Origin of the sequence: Bradyrhizobium diversitatis (genome assembly GCF_016031635.1) — a bacterium.
Taxonomy (GTDB): domain Bacteria; phylum Pseudomonadota; class Alphaproteobacteria; order Rhizobiales; family Xanthobacteraceae; genus Bradyrhizobium; species Bradyrhizobium diversitatis.
This window is the reverse complement of record NZ_JACEGD010000011.1, coordinates 315,903-330,652: the sequence shown is the minus strand read 5'-3', so window position 1 is coordinate 330,652 and position 14,750 is coordinate 315,903. Positions and strand designations below refer to the sequence as shown.

Annotated in this window: 12 protein-coding genes and 1 riboswitch; of the genes, 10 read left to right on the top strand and 2 right to left on the bottom strand. The window is 64.7% G+C overall.

What is annotated here, in order from left to right; all coding sequences use genetic code 11:
* Nucleotides 1-540: 540 nt before the first annotated feature.
* Both H1B27_RS13640 and H1B27_RS13635 read left to right on the top strand, forming a co-directional pair.
* Nucleotides 541-729 carry a hypothetical protein gene (locus H1B27_RS13640; protein WP_061881810.1) on the top strand — a complete coding sequence of 63 codons (189 nt, stop codon included), beginning with the start codon at nucleotides 541-543 and terminating at the stop codon, nucleotides 727-729.
* Nucleotides 726-1,088 (top strand): hypothetical protein, encoded by a 363-nt coding sequence (locus H1B27_RS13635; RefSeq protein ID WP_197966390.1) that lies wholly within the window; start codon nucleotides 726-728, stop codon nucleotides 1,086-1,088. Before H1B27_RS13640 ends, H1B27_RS13635 begins: the two co-directional genes overlap by 4 nt.
* A gap of 75 nt (nucleotides 1,089-1,163) precedes the next feature.
* Here H1B27_RS13635 and H1B27_RS13630 read toward each other — a convergent pair whose 3' ends face one another.
* A complete protein-coding gene (locus H1B27_RS13630) occupies nucleotides 1,164-3,350 on the bottom strand; it encodes a lytic transglycosylase domain-containing protein (RefSeq protein ID WP_197966389.1) in 2,187 nt (728 codons plus the stop codon).
* A gap of 318 nt (nucleotides 3,351-3,668) precedes the next feature.
* Between H1B27_RS13630 and H1B27_RS13625 the strand changes: the two genes are divergently transcribed.
* From H1B27_RS13625 to H1B27_RS13590, 8 genes are all read left to right on the top strand, one after another.
* Complete coding sequence (locus tag H1B27_RS13625) at nucleotides 3,669-5,405, top strand: adenylate/guanylate cyclase domain-containing protein (RefSeq protein WP_197966388.1); 1,737 nt, start codon at nucleotides 3,669-3,671, stop codon at nucleotides 5,403-5,405.
* Nucleotides 5,406-5,507: 102 nt separating this feature from the next.
* Complete coding sequence (locus H1B27_RS13620) at nucleotides 5,508-5,684, top strand: hypothetical protein (protein ID WP_165935731.1); 177 nt, start codon at nucleotides 5,508-5,510, stop codon at nucleotides 5,682-5,684.
* Between the two features lie 154 nt (nucleotides 5,685-5,838).
* Nucleotides 5,839-6,051 carry a hypothetical protein gene (locus tag H1B27_RS13615; protein WP_061881805.1) on the top strand — a complete coding sequence of 71 codons (213 nt, stop codon included), beginning with the start codon at nucleotides 5,839-5,841 and terminating at the stop codon, nucleotides 6,049-6,051.
* Between the two features lie 267 nt (nucleotides 6,052-6,318).
* Entirely contained in the window at nucleotides 6,319-6,576 is a 258-nt protein-coding gene (locus tag H1B27_RS13610) for a hypothetical protein (protein WP_061881804.1), read from the top strand.
* A 93-nt stretch (nucleotides 6,577-6,669) separates the two neighbouring features.
* A riboswitch (cobalamin riboswitch) is annotated at nucleotides 6,670-6,883 on the top strand.
* A 114-nt stretch (nucleotides 6,884-6,997) separates the two neighbouring features.
* The gene (locus H1B27_RS13605; RefSeq protein WP_197966387.1) at nucleotides 6,998-9,226 is read left to right on the top strand and encodes a TonB-dependent receptor; all 2,229 of its coding nucleotides are present in this window, start codon (nucleotides 6,998-7,000) and stop codon (nucleotides 9,224-9,226) included.
* Nucleotides 9,227-9,287: 61 nt separating this feature from the next.
* Nucleotides 9,288-9,869, top strand: a complete 582-nt coding sequence (locus H1B27_RS13600; protein WP_197966386.1) for a hypothetical protein — start codon at nucleotides 9,288-9,290, stop codon at nucleotides 9,867-9,869.
* A 1,390-nt stretch (nucleotides 9,870-11,259) separates the two neighbouring features.
* A complete protein-coding gene (gene ilvD, locus H1B27_RS13595; protein WP_028182308.1) occupies nucleotides 11,260-12,981 on the top strand; it encodes a dihydroxy-acid dehydratase in 1,722 nt (573 codons plus the stop codon).
* Nucleotides 12,968-13,795, top strand: coding sequence for a tetratricopeptide repeat protein (locus tag H1B27_RS13590; RefSeq protein WP_028182307.1), 828 nt, complete (start codon nucleotides 12,968-12,970; stop codon nucleotides 13,793-13,795). Before ilvD ends, H1B27_RS13590 begins: the two co-directional genes overlap by 14 nt.
* A 60-nt stretch (nucleotides 13,796-13,855) precedes the next feature.
* On the opposite strand, the gene xth is transcribed toward H1B27_RS13590, so the two are convergent.
* Nucleotides 13,856-14,653, bottom strand: a complete 798-nt coding sequence (gene xth / locus H1B27_RS13585; protein ID WP_061881800.1) for an exodeoxyribonuclease III — start codon at nucleotides 14,651-14,653, stop codon at nucleotides 13,856-13,858.
* Nucleotides 14,654-14,750 lie beyond the last annotated feature (97 nt).

The window sequence follows — 14,750 nt, the reverse complement described above, 5'->3', positions numbered from 1 at the left end:
CCTGGCGCACCGCGCTCTGCTCCAAGAAATGTGTCGATCGCTTCCGCACACGCCGCGAGCGCGATCACCGGTGGTTGTTCCGGGTTCAGGCCGCGTGAGGCCGAATTAGAGAGCTGATATCGTCCGAGGATCTGATCCGGGAGCACGTTCGTTGAACCGTTCATGCAAGCTGTTGTGCTCGATGGTTCTCCTCGGCTTCACTGCGACGGTCCGGGCACAGGAGGCGGGACACGATGCCGTACATCGCCGGCACCCACCCCAGGACCAGGCGCTGCACGAGAAATTCTATTCGACCTGGCACATGCCGGATAATCCGAGCGTCAGCTGTTGCAACAGTGCTGACTGCTATCCGACCGATATCAAATACATCGACGACCAGATCTATGCGCGGCGCCGGGAGGACGGGAGATACATTCTGATTCCACCGCAAAAGGTGGAGCGAAACAGGGATAATCCGGACGGCCGAAACCATCTTTGCGCTCCGCCGCCCGCACTGTCGCCGCTGGATAGCGTTTACTGCTTCGCGTTAGGAGGTGCCACATGAGATTCGCGTTCGTGCTGGTGAACGACCGGACCCCGTTCCGGGAGACCTGGTGCATGCAGTGCTGCGAGCCGATCAGCGGCAGCTATCTCCGCGAGATCGCGACCCGTCTGCCTTACTGCGACCATCAGTGCTACGCGCTGTTCTGCGAGACGCTTGCGAAAGACCGCATGAGGGCGGCTTCATGAAGTTCATGGTGGTCAATCACGAGCCCCCGTTGTGCGCGGACACGTGCAGCACCTGCTCGCGATCGATCCGGTCCGGCTATGTCCGGCATGTGCGGACGCAGCGCCTCTACTGTGACTACGATTGCTACCGGCGCGGCGAACTCGTGACGCTGCTGATGCAATGGTCGGTGCCAGGGCGCAACGAGCTGGCCTCCGGGAACGTCGAGGTCGCCGCTCGCAACGCGGTCGAGATGTTTACGGTCCTGGGTGCCGTCTTCTGCTGGAGCTGCACGATCCACGCCTTCGCCTTCGCAAGAATCTTGACCAGCGCATATTCGGACGGTCGCGATCCGATCACGATGGAAGGAGGTGACACCTAGCTACGCGACGGCGCTCGCGTGGAAGCCGCAGCGACGCAACCTGGCAGGCGCCGTGTCCAGCCCCGGCGACGTCGCCTAGGGTGCGGGCGCTGCGGCCGCCACGGGTGCCGTTGCGCCGGCCTCCTGCGTGACGACGCGCTGGTCGCTCTTGCCGGCGACCATGCCGCTGCCCTCGAACCTTGTGCGGTAGACCAGCACGTTCTCCATCACGCGCTGGACGTAGTTGCGGGTCTCCGACAGCGGGATGCGCTCGACCCAGTCGACCGGATCGACATTGGGGTCCCTGGGATCGCCGCGCGTCTGCACCCATTCGCGCACGCGGCCACGCCCGGCATTGTAGCCGGCGAAAGTCATGATCTGGTTGCCGCGGTATTCCGAAAAGAGCGCACTGAGCTCGGCTGCGCCCATCTGCGTATTGTAGACGGGATCGGAGACCATCTTGCTCCAGTCATAGGTCAGGCCGAAGCGCTTGGCGGTGTCGCGGCCCGCTTCCGGCGTCACCTGCATCAGCCCGACCGCGTTGGCATGGGACTTGTCGCGCTGGTCGAACGAGCTTTCGGTGCGCGCCACCGAATAGATTACGCTGGTCTCGATCGCTGGTGCGACCTGCTTGTGCTCGGGGATGCCGATGGTGGGGAAGGCGTAGTGGTCGAGCGCGAGCCCGCGCGCCAGCGCCGTCTTGCCGACCTCCAGCATCACGCGCGCATCGTTGCGCCGGCGGGCAACCTCGCCGAGGGCCTCGAGTGCTGCGACATCGCTGCTCTCCTTGGCGAGGTCCTCGGCGAAATAGAACACCATGTTGCGCTCGCCGATGGCGTAGAGCATGTCGGCCGCGCGCACGCGTTCGTCCTCGGGGGGCGTGTCGGTCGAGGCCAGCACAGGCGAGGGCGGACGCAGCTCGATCTGGTCGAGGCCGAGCCTTGCGCGGGCGAGCTGGCCGTAATAGGCGGTCTGATAGCGTGCCGCCGCCCGATAGCTCATGCGTGCATCGGCCATGGCGCCCATGGCTTCGGCGGCACGGCCGCGCCAGTAATGGGCCCGCGACAGCGCGATCGGATTGGACGAGCCCTCGTCGATGGCGGCAAAGTGCATCATCGCCGTCGTTGGATCGTCGAGAAAGCGTAGCGCGATCCAGCCGCACATGAAGTGATAGTCGACGCGGTACACCTCCTTTTCCGGAACGGCCGCCGTGCGCACCACGTCGTAGGCGGTCCTGGACTTGCCCTGGTCGAGCAGCTTGCGTGCGAGCATGCGACGCTCGCGCCACCAGGCATCGGTGTCCTGGGCGGACATCATGCCGGGCGCAGCGGCCAGGATCATCTCGGCCGCATCGTCGATGCGGTCGTTCTGAAGATGCCACTGGGCGCGGCACAGCACATAGCCGAGATCGCGGCGCGCTTCGGCCGGCACGTCCTCGAGATAGTCCTTGGCCTTGCTCTCCTTGCCGGTGACCGCGGCACAGGCCTTGACGATCGCGAGCTCATCCTCGCCGAGCCGTTTGGCGGCGCGCCTCGCGCCTGCGTAATCCTTGGCGCCGAGCCGCTTGTCCATGCGCGCGCGGTGATCGTCCATGGACAGAAGATCGCGAAACGCCTCGTAGGAATCCTCCTCGCTGCGCTCGGACAATTCGTCGGCGCGCCAGGCTTCGCGCACGAGCCGGGCGGCGCTGTCGGTATCGCCCTCAGCGCGCAATACGCGGGCGAGCGCAAACTTGCCCTTGGCGCTGGTCGGCCGGTCCATCGTGAACTTGTGCACAGTGGCGGCGTCGGCCTTCTCCTGCCACAGCCGCGCCTCGGCACGGCGGCGGAGCAGGGCGCTGCTCGGCCAGTCCGGATTGGCGGCGAGGAAGGCGGCATAGCGCTTGAAATTGGCGGTGCTCTCGGAATGGCGCAGCATGAACCAGTCGGCGAGTTTCTGTCCGGCAGGATCGGCGATGCGGTCGCGCGCCGCGCTCGCGTCATTCGTCTTGCCCTTGCGCGCGAGATCGATGGAGTCCTTCAGCGCGGCGAGGTCGCCGGTCAGCGGCGGCGGTGCCGGCCTATCGGCGGGCTCGACCGTCTTCTTCGACTTGCGCCTGGCCTCGGCACGCTTGGCGTGCCGTGCCTTGCCGGCGGAAGCATGGCGGTGCTTGCCGGCTTTCGCTTCATGCGTTTTCTTCGGCGCGGCCGATTTCTGGCTGCTTTTCGCGACCAGTTCCGTGGGAAGGAGGGCCATCGCGGCCACAGCAACGAAACACGCGAGCGAGCGTAGGCACTGGTTCATTTGATGGTCCCCCTGCGAAACCACTACAAACCAAGGTCCGCGACGACATGCGGCTTGAGAATCGAATATCGAACGATGCCGAGGCATCGTCCCGCGTTCCTGACGCTGTCGCAACAATGCGGCGAAAAACGGATGCGCCGTGGGAACTTCCGCAAAGGAGAAAAGGGCAGGATCGCTAACCTTCGTTAACGGTCGGTCTCGCGCGACGGTTGCATGGTACGGGACGCCAGGAGGGCCAAGATTGCGCGTGTTCCCGCAGCCAGTCCGGTGTATGGAGTTCCCTCGTTCCGTTCTTTTGGCCTTTGCCTTCCGCAACCCATGCCGATTTTCAACCAGTCGATCCGGCGCAAGATTGTCGGAATCGCCCTCGGATTGATCGTCCTGATGCTGGTCACCTCGATCCTGTCGATGGTGATGTCGAGTCAGGTCGGCGTCCTGCTCGACGAGCTGACCAACCGTTACATCCCGGCCTATAGCCATCTGGCGCGCGCCAGCAGTCGCTCGCTGGAGCGGGGGCTGGCGCTGCGGCGGATGGTCATGACCCGGATGGAGGCGCCGTCGGATGAGGAGGCCTATACGGCGCGCCTTCGCGACGTCGAGGAATCGGACCGCAAGATCGAGGAGGAGGCTGAGGCCGCGCGCAAGCTGATCAACGCGATCATCGAGGACCCCAGGACGTTTTCCGACAATGCCGCGCTTGGACGGATCGATATCCGCATCGAGACCGCCGTCGTCGAGCTGCGGCGCGACCTGAGCGAGGACCATGCGAAGCTCCTCAAGCAGGTCGAAGCCAAGCAGATGGCCGAGGCGCGCGGCACGCTGGAACACATCGACGTGACGCGCGAACAGTTCAACCGGAAGATCGATACGATCCGCGGCGATATGCTGGCGCAGGTCTTCTTCTCGACGTCGCAGGTGATCAGCCGCCAGCATCAGACGATCATCGTTTCGGGAGTCGTGACATTGCTCGCGGCGATCGTCGGATTTGCCTTTGCGCTGCTGGTGTCCAGCGGCATCACGCGTCCGGTGCGGCTGCTGCTGGCCGGCACCCGCGAGGTCGAGGCGGGCCGGTTCGACAAGCCCATCGCCGTCTCGACGCAGGACGAGATCGGCGAGCTCGCCGCGGCCTTCAACCGCATGATCGAGCAGTTGCGGCACAACGAGCGCATCCGCGAGACCTTTGGCCGCTACATCGACCCCAAGGTGGTGCAGGGGCTGATCGAGCGGCCGGAGGTCGCAATCGACGGCGAGCGCCGGGTCATGACCATCATGTTCTGCGACATGAGCGGCTTCACCTCGATGAGCGAGGGCATGACCCCGCGCGGCCTCGTCAAGGTGATGAACCACTATTTCACGATGATGTCCGGCCCCATCAGGAGCAATCGCGGCGTCATCGACAAATATATCGGCGACGCCATCATGTCCTATTGGGGACCGCCCTTCGTCGAAGAGGACGCGCAGGCCCTACTCGCCGGGCTTGCCGCTGTCGAGATGGCCGACCAGGTGCCCGCGCTGCAGAAGCAGCTGCCCGATCTGCTCGGTATCCGCGCCATGCCCGCGCCGTGCGATCTGCGGATCGGCATCGCCACCGGCGAGGTCCTGACCGGCAGCATCGGCTCCGAGCTGATGATGAGCTTTACCGTGATGGGCGACGCCGTGAATCTCGCCTCGCGGCTTGAGGCCGTCAACAAGGTCTACGGCACCCGCATCCTGGTCTCGCAAGCGACTGCGGACGCGATTGGATCTCGCCTCGAATTGCGCGAGATCGACCGTCTTGCGGTCGCGGGCCAAAGCGCGCCGCAGGCGATCTTCGAGGTGATGGCGCGACCGGGCGCACTCACCGATGCGCAAGTCAGCCTGCGCACGCACTATGTCGAAGGTCTCGCCGCGTATCGTGCCCGGCGCTTCGACGACGCACGTGCTGCCTTCAACGCGGCGCTCGAGGCGGTCCCCGGCGACGGTCCCTCGCGCGCGATGCTCGGCCGCATCGCGCAGTTCGCGGCCAATCCGCCGGATGCCGCTTGGGACGGCGCCTGGCGGCTCGAGCAGAAATAGGCTGCCGCGGAATAATTGATGCTACCCCATAACGATGTTCGCCGTGACCTATTTCCCGGATTTAGGTTAGCTGTCCTTGTGGCGTTTGACGGGGACACGCCGATGACAGAACTTCAGGACAGGTTGGAACGGTTCGAGACGCTCACCGCCGAATGCGAGCTGATCGCCAAGCTCGCCACCGACGGCACCAAGCGCGAGTTCTATCTGAGGCTCGGGGAACAGTATCGCCAGCTGGCGGTGGATATTCGGCAGGCGATCGCGACCACGGCTGCGGCCTGAGGCCGGCTGAAATCCGTTCTTAACATTTAGCGCGCATTCTCGCAGCACGCGGGCATCGCTGATCGGCGGTGGCTCGTGGTGGGAAGGCCGGGGTTCGTTGCAATGCAGCGCACCTCGCGAGTATCATCGTGCTGTGCCTGAGAGGGCAAGTCCCATGCGCCTCGTTGCCGTGATCATATTCGCGCTCATGACGGCGGCCTGCGACCAGGAGCGGGACATCACCGGCTCGACGACGTCGAGCTGTCCGATACGAAACTACAGCTACAATCCACGCGACCTGAACCAGTGCGTCAACGCCTGCAGATCGTGCGATCGCGGCACCACGGTCACCTGCACGACATCCTGCACCCTCAAGGGGGCTCGCTGAGCGGATTGCCTTCTGCCTTGCGCGGCGTCGCAACCGCGCGATCCCCGGCCCCCATCGTCCCCGCCGTTTTGATCTGATAGGCTCGATCGGAGCAGGGGGACATCGTATGAGATTCGCAAGCTTTGAAATCGACAACGCCGGAGGTCTCGTGGGAACGGCGAGCAACGCGCAGGCTCCCGCGTCCGTGGCGTCGACGGTGCCGAGGCACCGGAACGATTCACATAGGTAGTCATTGGAAGCAGTGGGCAGGACGCGGAGTCCGATGGAATGGGTATGCTCGATCCCGGCCGGTTCCTGGTATCGTGCTCGCACTGCGATGCCTGGCCGATGGCCGCCAACGTGAAACGTTCAAGCTGGTCGGCATCCCCGCATGAGGTCCGTTTCGTCTGCACGCGCTGCCGGCGCGAAGAGACCGCGATCGTCTCGGCGTCCGGCGAACTGACGCCGATCAAGCGCCTCGACGCTCCGCCGCGGGATGTCGCTGTCGCCTGGGCTCAGGCCCAGCGCCCGCGGGGGCGAACGTAGGCGGCGCAGGGCATTGCTCGATTCGTTGTGGAGCCGGCCGATCGCGTCTGCGCCAAGATGCCAGCGGTCGATTGACTCCCGGCCTGGACGCCCCGTAGATTGGCCGCCGACGGTTCTCCTTATGGAGATCAAAAGGGAACGTGGTGCGAGATGTCCCAAGGTCGGGATCTTCTCAATGCCATGGCTGCCCCCGCAACTGTAAGCGGTGAATCTCTCGTCCTACGCCACTGGGAATCTCGGTCCTGGGAAGGCGACGCAGAGGTAACGACCCGCGAGCCAGGAGACCTGCCGTCAGCCGTGGTCACACGCGAAGATGTCGGTCGGGGAGTACAGACATTAGCTTTGCCGGAGCCATCGATCGCTCCGCCGTAAAGCCTCGTTCGCTGTGACGTGCCACTGACGTCATGCCGAGGTTACAATTGTGTCCCGTATTGTCACTGCCGCCGGGCGCCGCTGCGCCGGCATCGTTGCGGCCGTTTCGCTGTATTCGCTCGATCACTCCATCGTCCACGCCCAGCAGTCCGTCGCCGAGCAGCTGCCACCGGTCGAGGTGACCAGATCCGACGATCAGAACCGTACCCGTGCCAGGGCGATCGGCGAGGGCGAGGCGGGGCGGCGCCGAGCGGCGCCGGACGGGGCGCCGAATGGGACCGGCTCGTCCGGCTCGGGCAACGAGGCCGCCGCCGGCAATGGCGGGATCGTCGGCGCCGCCACGACCGTCATTACGGCCACGGACATCGCTCATGCACCGTCGCAGACGCTGGCCGAGATCATCGCGGCGCAGGTGCCGGGTGCCCAGATCACGACGTTCTATGGCGGCCAGATCGGTGCCAGGACCAGTGTCGACCTGCGCGGCTTCGGTGCCTTCGCCACGGCCAACACGCTGGTGCTGGTCAACGGACGGCGGTTGAACGACATCGATATGGCGCAGGTGGACCTCTCCACCATCCCGCTCAATGCCATCGAGCGCATCGAGATCACGCGCGGCAATTCCGGTGCGGTACTGTATGGTGACAATGCGGTCGGCGGCGTCATCAACATCGTCACCAAGAACGGCGTCGGCGGCCCGCCCGTGACAGCGCGCATCGAGGCCGGTTTCGGCTCGTTCAATACCAGGCTCGGCAACGTCTCGGCCGCGGTCAATTCCGGTCCGTGGTCGACCTCGTTCTACGGCAATGCCGTCAGGACCGACGGCTATCGCGACAACAATCGCTATTCCCAGGAGAACGGCGTCGGCAATCTGAACTACACGACGCCGGGCCTGACCGCCTTCCTGACCGTCACCGGTGACAATCAGGAGCTGCGACTGCCGGGTGGCCGCACCGTCGATCCCTCCCTCGGCGTCGACGAGCTCGCGACCAGCCGGCGAGGGACCAGCACGCCCTTCAACTACGCCAATCAGCAGGGTTTTGGCGCGACCGCGGGCTTCACGAAAACTCTTGTCAACGGCGTCGATCTCATCGTCGACGGCGGCGTGCGCGACAAGAAGCAGCAGAGCGCGTTCTTCTCGAGCCCGGCGCCGGTCCCGGCTTTATTCACGTCGACCTATGTCGATGCTGACCTTACGACATGGTCGATCACGCCGCGGCTCAGCGTGAAGAGCCTTCTGCTCGGAATGCCCTCGCAAGTGCTGACCGGCGTCGACTACTACGATGCGACCTTTCAGCAGAACCGCGGCGCCGGCCAGGGTCTCGCTCCCTGGCACAATTACGATCTCAGGCAGCGGACGGTTGCGGGCTATGTCCAGCACACGCTCGGCGTCGCACCGGCGACCGATATCTCCTACGGCGCCCGGGTGCAGAACACCAATCTCTCGGCACGTGACAATTTCGACCCGGCGGCTCCGTTCAACGCCGATATCGGCGCGCTTCCACTCGGGAGCGACGAGACGCAATATGCGCTGCATCTCGGTGCGGAGCATCGCCTCAACGACACCGTCGCGCTGTTCGGCCGGGTTGCGCGCGCCTTCCGTACGCCTGACGTCGACGAGCGGGTGTCGTCAGGCCCTTCGTTCGACCCGTTCTTCAATCCGCTCCCACAGACGTTCCAGCTCAAGACCCAGACCTCGCAGGACATCGAGGGCGGGCTGCGCATCAGAGGAGGCGGACTGCAGATGCAGAGCAGCCTCTATCTGATGGACCTCGCCAACGAGATCCATTTCAATCCCATCCTGTTCTACAACACCAATCTGGATCCGACCCGCCGCTACGGCTCGGAGACCAGCGTCTCCTATCGCATCAACGACGCCCTGCTGGTGCGTTCCGGCATGGCCTACACACGGGCCGTCTTCCGCGAAGGCGTCTGGGCGGGCAACGACGTGCCGCTGGTGTCGCGCTACACCGCGAGCGCGGGCCTCACCTGGAACATCTGGCAGAACTATCTGGTGCTGGACGCCACCGCGCGCTTCTGGAGCGAGCGTCGCATGGACAACGACCAGGCCGGAACCCAGAAGCCGATTCCCGCCAATGGCACGATCGACCTCAAGCTCAGCGGCCAATATGAGCGCTGCTTCTGGTCACTCAGCATCAACAATGTGCTGAACGCGCTCTACTACGACTACGCCGTCGCAAGCACCTTCACGGACGGTCGTTTCAGCGCCTATCCGCTACCCGGTCGCACCTATCTGCTCAAGGCCGGCGCCACGTTTTGATTTCAATGGGGCTGTCACGGGCGCCCAAATGGACTAAAACTCGAAGAGAAGGAGATCACTTATGGCTCTCAATATCCTGCCGTCCGGCGGCGACGGTTTCCGCCTCCATCCGGTGGCGCCGCGTCTCGGGCCGATGTTCGGCTTCGCGCTGCTGACGGTATCGTGCGCGCTCGCAAGTTTTGCGTTCGCCTGTGCAACGCCGTTCGCGGCCTTCGCCGTGGTCGCGGCTGCGATGCTGCTGCTGCGTCCGGCGCTGCTCGTCGTCACCGGCGCCTGGCTCGTGAACCAGAGCATCGGTTTCGGCGCGCTGCACTATCCCATCGATGGCAGCACCATCGCTTGGGGTTTCGTCATTGGCGCGGCTGCGCTGCTGGCGACCGCAGTGGCGTCGGCCGTGCTCCGCATGCTGCCGCAGAGCCGCACGACGCGGATGCTGGTGCTCGCGCTCGTTGCCGCCTATGCGGCCTACGAGCTCGCGCTGCTCGCCGCCACGCCGCTCCTGGGCGGAGAGGCCGCCTTCACCGCAGCCATCGTCACGCGCATTGGGCTGACCAATGTCGCCTGGCTCGCCGGCCTCGTCGCCGTCTGCGAGGTCGTGCGCCTGCTCGATCCGTTCGGGCGCAAGGGAGTGATGTCGGCCTGAGCAGTCCTCGCGGCGCCTGGTTGGAGCGCGGCGAAATCCGGGACAAATCGTTCCATAGCGCGACACCTCCCGGACTACGCTTCCGCGCCATCCGGGTGGCGTCGCCTGTGTCGTCCTCTGTCAATCCGCCAGTGTGAAAATATTCGACTTTACAGAAATTCGGATTTGTCGTATGTGTCGCCCATCCCGGCTCATCCTTGAGGGGCGATCATGAGGTCGTCATTGTCGCGAGCCGGGCTTGCGGTGGACGCGGCAGCGTCGGGCGCGAAAGGTGCGGGCAGGGAGGGTAGTCCCCGGTGAGCTCGTGGCCGCGCGCGGACGAACGGCGCTGCTAGGCTTCGTCTCGCCTGTAAGTTTCCAGCTCCGTCGACAGGGCTGGAAAAACTGCGGCGAAATGGCGAACCGCGCGTACGGCAAAACCGTGTGGTCCTGGCCGTCGTTGCTACGGTCAAGCTCTTGCGGAGGCGGCAATCGCGTCAACCGGCGCGGAGGTCGGTGAATTTTGCGAGGGTGAGGGAGGCCAGAACGAACTCGGCTCCCGGGAGAGCGCGGCATAAGCCGTCCGACCATCGCGCAGGGAAGGCCGAGTGATTGGCACCACCTGTATGCTGCTGTGCGGTTTTCTGCGTGTGCCTTTTGCGCAGCAGACCGCGGGTGCGTTGTCAGCACCCGGCCTTCCCTGTGCCCTCTTGGCTCGAGAGGGTGAGCGACGAAGCAAAACTCGGGCGAATTCGGCCGCGGGAATGCGAGTGCATGTCCGCAGCCACATCCACCGTCATTGCGAGGAGCGTAGCGACGAAGCAATCCAGAATCCCACCGCAGAAAGGCTCTGGATTGCTTCGCGGAGCCTGTCATCGGCGGCGCTTCGCGCCGACCCGGTGGCTCGCAATGACGCGGAGGAGAGAGCGTGCGCCAAACTCCACTCTCGTGCCCCGGACGCAGCGCAGCGTCTCTTCGACGGTGCGTTGCAGAGCCGGGGCCCATACTGCTGTGTCGCATACCGTGTGGCCGCGGCAGATATTGGCACCCAATGCCCAAGCCGACTCAGCCGCCATGGCGCGTTGTTCTCGGGGGCAGAAATGGGAGCACTGCGTCCGTTGCAAAATCTGAAGTTGTCAGATGGCTTCTCGGCGGAGGTATCCAAGTAGCCTTAGCCGTGTCTTCTACGCCACGATTGTTGTGACTTCGCAACACTCATGCCGCATTTAACCTTCATCACCGGCGGTTCGCATCGTCGCCGCTTTTTGGCCACACCCGAACATGAATAAAATCACTCTAATGTTTTAAGGCAGTGGCGGTCTTCGAAGGCGACGAGAAAGTCCCAAGGTCGATTCAAATCTTGGCTCTGATTTTTCGGGTCTGAAAGGGTTGGCCGGGGAAGCTGGTTGCGATGGTCGCGAAGATTGACAAGCAGAGGCTGCCGAGCCGTCACGTAACGGAAGGCCCTGCGCGTGCGCCCCATCGGTCCTACTTCTACGCCATGGGGCTGACCACCGATCAGATCCACCAGCCTTTCGTCGGCGTCGCCTCCTGCTGGAACGAGGCTGCTCCCTGCAACATCGCACTGATGCGCCAGGCCCAGGCGGTGAAGAAGGGCGTGGCGTCGGCCGGCGGCACGCCGCGCGAATTCTGCACCATCACCGTCACCGATGGCATCGCCATGGGCCATGACGGCATGCGCTCCTCGCTGCCGTCGCGCGAATGCATCGCCGATTCGGTCGAACTGACGGTGCGCGGTCACGCCTATGACGCGCTGGTCGGCCTTGCCGGCTGCGACAAGTCGCTGCCGGGCATGATGATGGCGATGGTCCGCCTCAACGTGCCCTCGATCTTCATCTATGGCGGCTCGATCCTGCCCGGCAATTTCCGCGGGCAACAGGTCACCGTGCAGGACATGTTCGAGGCGGTCGGCAAGCACTCGGTCGGCGCCATGTCGGACGAGGATCTCGACGAGATCGAGCGTGTGGCCTGCCCGTCGGCGGGCGCTTGCGGCGCGCAGTTCACGGCCAACACCATGGCGACCGTCTCGGAGGCGATCGGCCTCGCTTTGCCGTACTCGGCCGGTGCCCCGGCACCCTACGAAATTCGCGACGCGTTCTGCATGACCGCGGGCGAAAAGGTGATGGACCTGATCGCCCAGAACATCCGGCCGCGCGACATCGTCACCCGCAAGGCGCTGGAGAATGCGGCTGCCGTGGTTGCGGCCTCCGGTGGCTCGACCAATGCTGCGCTGCACCTGCCGGCGATCGCGCACGAGGTCGGCATCAAGTTCGACCTGTTCGACGTCGCTGAAATCTTCAAAAAGACACCTTATGTCGCGGATTTGAAGCCGGGCGGCCGTTATGTCGCCAAAGACATGTTTGAAGTAGGTGGCATACCGCTTCTGATGAAGACGCTGCTCGACAATGGCTTCCTGCACGGTGATTGCCTTACCGTCACGGGCCGCACGATCGCCGAAAACCTCAAGAGCGTGAAATGGAATCCGCACCAGGACGTGGTGCACCCGGCAGATAAGCCCATCACCGTGACAGGCGGTGTGGTCGGTCTGAAGGGCAATTTGGCGCCAGAAGGTGCGATCGTGAAAGTCGCGGGAATGTCCAACCTCAGGTTTACCGGTCCGGCCAGGTGCTTCGACCGTGAGGAGGATGCTTTCGAGGCGGTCCAGAACCGCACCTATCGCGAAGGCGAAGTCATCGTGATCCGCTACGAGGGGCCGAAGGGCGGCCCCGGCATGCGGGAAATGCTCCAGACCACAGCGGCGCTGACCGGCCAGGGCATGGGCGGCAAGATCGCGCTCATCACCGACGGCCGCTTCTCCGGCGCCACCCGCGGCTTCTGCATCGGCCATGTCGGGCCGGAGGCGGCGGTCGGCGGCCCGATCGGGCTGCTCGAGGACGGCGACATCATCGAGATCGACGCGGTCGCCGGTACCCTTAACGTAAAATTGAGCGACGCCGAGCTCGCCCAGCGCAAAACCAAATGGAGCGCGCGCGCGACTAACCATACGTCGGGTGTGCTCTGGAAATATGCTCAGCAGGTCGGACCGGCGGTCGGTGGGGCGGTAACCCATCCAGGCGGCGCGCACGAGAAACAGTGCTATGCGGACATCTAGGCGTGCCATAGTTGCGTTTGTGTTGGGGGCGGCTGCGCTGGCCGCGCCGGCGCTCGCCTTCGACGGCGCGCCGGTCAACCCCAAGGACGCGGCCATCCCGGTCGTAACCACCTTGCCTGGCGCCGCAGGCGCCGTGCGCACCAAGGTTCCGCCGGCAGTCGCACCCCAGGAAACCTCGCTCAGCGCGCTGCAATATGCCGCCGAGGGTGGTCACCCCATCGCGCAGTGGAAGCTCGGCCGCATGTATGCCAACGGCGACGGCGTCGCCCAGGACGATTTGCGTGCGTTCGAATATTTCAGCCGGATCGCCAACGCGCATGCCGAGGACAGCCCGTCGGCGCCGCAGGCGCAGATCGTGGCCAACGCCTTCGTCGCGCTCGGCCGCTATTATCTCAGCGGCATCCCGAACTCGAAGATCAAGTCGGACCCGGAACGGGCGCGGGAGATGTTCTCCTATGCGGCCTCCTATTTCGGCAACGCCGACGCGCAATACGATCTCGCGCGGCTGTACCTGAAGACCCCGGACGCCTCGCGCGAGGATTTCCGCTATGGCGCGCGCTGGCTCGGCCTCGCCGCGCAGAAGGGCCAGCACCAGGCGCAGGCGCTGCTCGGCCAGATGCTGTTCAACGGCGACCGCCTGCCGCGCCAGGCCGCGCGCGGCCTGATGTGGCTGACCCTGGCGCGCGACAGCGCCGGCGCCGAGGAGACCTGGATCAAGGAAAGCTACAACCGCGCCTTCGCCAAGGCCTCCGACGACGACCGCGCCATGTGCCTGCAAATGCTGGAGCAGTGGGTGCAGGGCCGCCGGGACTAGGTTAGGTCCCGTGGGATGGGCAAGGGCGCCTTGGCGCCGTGCCCACCGCCCGATCGGCGCTCACGCCGCGTCGAGATCCAGATCCGCCCACACCGGCACGTGGTCCGACGGCTTCTCCCAGCCGCGCACATAGCTGTCGATGCCGACATTGGCGAGCCGGTCGCTGGCCTGTGGCGACAGCAGCAGGTGGTCGATGCGCAGGCCTTGATTCTTCTGCCACGCCCCGGCCTGGTAGTCCCAGAAAGTGTAGAGCCCGGGCTCATCGGTGACGGCGCGCAAGGCGTCGGTCAGGCCGAGGCCGAGCAGGGACTGGAAGCTCTCGCGCGTCTCCGTCTTGAACAGGGCGTCCTCGGTCCAGGCGGCCGGATTGTGCACGTCGCGGGCATGCGGGATGACATTGAAGTCGCCCGCAAGGATCAGCGGCTCCTCAGCCTTGAGGCGCTCCTTCGAATATTCAAGAAGCCGGGACATCCATTTGAGCTTGTAGGGATATTTGTCGCTCCCGACCGGGTTGCCATTGGGCAGATAAAGGCAGGCGATGCGCAGCACCCCCCGCTTGAGCGTGACCACCCCCTCGAGGAAGCGGGCATGCGCATCCTCGTCGTCGCCGGCAAGCCCCGACTTGGTCTCGTCGAATCGCAGCTTCGAGAGCAGGGCGACGCCGTTGAACGTCTTCTGCCCATGGGTGACGACGTTGTAGCCCAGCGCCTCGATCTCCAGCCGCGGGAAGGCCTCGTCGACGCATTTGATCTCCTGGAGGCAGACGATGTCGGGCTGGCACTCCTTCAGCCAGGTCAGCAGGAGATCGATCCGCTGCCGGACCGAGTTCACGTTCCAGGTGGCTACTCTGATGGACATAGGGAGGGGCTCCGGGCGGGGCCATGGTTAGAACAAACTGCAAACGCGCCCGTCAAGGACGCCGCAAAATCTCCCACAAAATTAACCCGGTCTAAGC